Genomic DNA, 2,682 nt, shown 5'->3' with positions numbered 1-2,682 from the left:
GCATTGGGGAAGCCGCAGCGATAGGCGATCTCGCCGATGGCGAGGTCGCTGCCTTCCAGCAGCGACTTTGCGTAGTGCACCCGCAGCGCCAGGTAGGCGGCCATCGGGCCGATGCCGAGCTCGGCGCCGAACAGGCGCTCAAGCTGGCGGCGCGAGCAGTTCATTCTGGCGGCGATCTCGGCGACCGAGAGCGTCTCCTGCAGGTTGCTCTCCATCAGGAGCAGCGCCCGCTTCACCGCGCGGCTCGCGGCCGCGGGGAAGAGGTCGCCGACCGGCTGCACGTCGCGGCTGGAGCGGATGCGGTCGAGCACCAGGATCTTGGCCGCCTTCTCGGCCGCCTTCTGGCCGATGAATTGCGAGACGAAATAGCCGGCGAGGTCGGCGGCACCGGTGCCGCCAGCGCAGGTGGCGCGGCCGCGATCGACGGAATAGAGGCTGTCGGCATGGGCGCTCACATCGGGGAACTCGGCGCGGAAATCCTTGATGTGGAACCAGCTGACCGCGGCGCTGTAACCGTCGAGCAATCCGTAGCGCGCCAAAACGAAGCTGCCGGTGCAGAGGGCGGTCAGCGGCACGCCCTTTTCGGCGGCGCGCATCAGGAACGCCTCCTTTTCCGAACTCAGCCTGCGGCTGGTGTCGAGCAGGCCGCCGACCACCACGACATTGTCGAAATCCTCCGGATTGCCGATCGCCTTGGTCGGCAGCAATTCGACGCCACAGCTGGCGCGGATCGGCAGGCCGCGCTCGCCAACGATCTCCCAGTCGAACTCGACCCGGCGGCTGCGGTCGCCCTCGTCGCCGGCGAGCCGCAGCGTGTCGATGAACAGCGACAGCGGCGAGAGCGTGAAATCGCGCACCAGGAGAAAGGCGAACTTCTTGGCCATCGGCTTCCGGGATCGTCCATCGTTCGACCGCAGCTTATGCGGAAATCCTTGCGGCGAGCCCTCTGAATACGACGTGCATGAGGTCGCAACACTACCCGCCCGAGCCGGCTGGAATGCTCTAGCGCCGCTCGGCGGCGCGGCTTACCCACGTGATGACGAAGCGCCCCAGGACAATCCCCACGACGCCGGCCGCCGCCTTGAGCAGGCCATCGACAAAACGCGCGTGCCGGCCAGGGTCGAACAGTTGCAGGACCTCGAGAACGCCGGCCACCGCGCAAACGAACAGCACGGTCTGCGTCACGCGGGACGGGAACCCGAGCGCCAGGGCCAGCCCCAGCAGGACGTAGGCCAAGGCGCGCTCGATGTTGGGGTCGCTCAAGCGTGGCCGCAGCTCGATGGGCGACAGCGTCGCGAAGGTGATGAGAGCCAGCAGGGCGAGCGCGGCGAGACGGGAAATGGAGGTCATCCCCGCTCTTACAGGCCGCAGGCCGCGATAACAATATTGCCGGTGCCCGGCCGCGGATTGGTCCGCCCACGCCGGCGGCGCCATGCCTTTCCGGCGATGCCGTCAGGCCGGGACGGCATCAGCGCCCTTGCCCGGCAAAGGCTGGCTGAAGCCCTTCCGGCCGTTCAGCGACGCCCGATACGCCATCGGCGACTTGCCGTTGACGCGTTTGAAGGCGTTGCTGAAGGCGCTTTCGGACGTATAGCCGAGCGTGCGGGCGACGACGGCCACGGGCGTCCGCTCCTCGCGCAAGGCGCGCTCGGCAAGGCGCATGCGCCATTCGGTCAGATAGGCCAGGGGCGCGATGCCGGCGACCGTCCTGAAATGGACGGCGAATGAGGTGCGCGACATGGCGCAGGCTTTCGCCAGCTCCTCCAAATGCCAGGCGCGCGCCGGGTCGCCATGCATCAGGCGCAGCGCCGGCGCGATGCGCGGCTCGGCCAGCGCCTTGAGCCAGCCGGCGGGCATCAGGCTCGCTCTGTCGAGATGCGAGCGCAGGATCTCGATGAAAAGCAGTTGCGTCAGCTGCGCCGAGGCGAGCTGCGCGCCGGGCTGGCCGGCGTCCCTTTCTTCGATCAGCCGATCGAGCAGCCAGCGGAAGATAGCCGCCTGGGGCGACGCCGCGCGCGTGTGGATCCATGGCGGCAATAGATCGGCGAGCAGCCCGCCGCGCGCCGGATCGAGCAGGACATGGCCGCCGATATGGGCGAATTCCGAGCCGTCGCCGAGCGTCGCCAGCGTGCGGCCGGCGCCGGTGAACAGGCTCATCGCGTCGACCGGTGGAACGCTCGGGTCGCTCGCGAGCACGAAGCTGCGCCGCGCCGCCAGCAGCCCGACATCGCCGGTCTCGAAACGGAAGGGTTTTGGCTCGCCTTCGAGGGTGACCCAGCAGCTGCCCTTCACCACGGCGAAGAACTTGATCTTGTCGCGTCCGGGGAAGCTGATCGCCCACGGACCGCCGGCGGTGAAGCCGCCCGTGACGACCGCCTCGGCATTGGTGAGCGTGAGAACATCGGAGAAGGGATCGACGGTCATTTCCGTACTCTCGCGCAGAGAATGCGGATTTTCAAGCATTCACAGTTCAGAAGCGCCGTCCTACCTAGCGCCCATCCGACGCATCGCCATTGGATGCGGCGCTCCATTCCAGACCCCAGAGTCATCAAATGACCGACAAACTCGTCCTGGTGACCGGCGGCACCGACTTCATCGCGCAACATTGCATGCTGGCGCTGCTGAAGGCGGGCTACCGCGTGCGCACGACCATCCGCTCGCCAGGGCGGGAAGCGGAGGTGC

General features: G+C 67.7%; 3 protein-coding genes and 1 pseudogene. 1 reads left to right on the top strand and 3 read right to left on the bottom strand.

All coding sequences use genetic code 11. From position 1 onward, the window contains the following. The 3 genes from EOA24_RS33540 to EOA24_RS33530 form a co-directional block, all read right to left on the bottom strand. The coding region (locus tag EOA24_RS33540) for a GlxA family transcriptional regulator (protein WP_133374745.1) at positions 1-884 on the bottom strand (884 nt) is incomplete at its 3' end. Positions 885-1,002: 118 nt separating this feature from the next. Continuing rightward, positions 1,003-1,350 (bottom strand): VanZ family protein, encoded by a 348-nt coding sequence (locus EOA24_RS33535; protein WP_127255428.1) that lies wholly within the window; start codon positions 1,348-1,350, stop codon positions 1,003-1,005. Positions 1,351-1,452: 102 nt separating this feature from the next. After that, the gene (locus EOA24_RS33530) at positions 1,453-2,424 is read right to left on the bottom strand and encodes an AraC family transcriptional regulator (RefSeq protein WP_127255426.1); all 972 of its coding nucleotides are present in this window, start codon (positions 2,422-2,424) and stop codon (positions 1,453-1,455) included. Between the two features lie 128 nt (positions 2,425-2,552). Between EOA24_RS33530 and EOA24_RS43500 the strand changes: the two are divergent. Continuing rightward, positions 2,553-2,682, top strand: a pseudogene (locus tag EOA24_RS43500) (aldehyde reductase); the annotation flags it as partial.

It is taken from the genome of Mesorhizobium sp. M2A.F.Ca.ET.039.01.1.1, from assembly GCF_003998035.1.
Taxonomy (GTDB): Bacteria; Pseudomonadota; Alphaproteobacteria; order Rhizobiales; family Rhizobiaceae; genus Mesorhizobium.
This window is presented reverse-complemented; position numbering and strand designations above follow the sequence as displayed.

Bases quoted from the DNA above. Each gene is read 5' to 3' on its own strand.
- EOA24_RS33535 (WP_127255428.1), bottom strand. From the start codon at position 1,350: ATGACCTCCATTTCCCGTCTCGCCGCGCTCGCCCTGCTGGCTCTCATC.
- EOA24_RS33530 (WP_127255426.1), bottom strand. From the start codon at position 2,424: ATGACCGTCGATCCCTTCTCCGATGTTCTCACGCTCACCAATGCCGAG.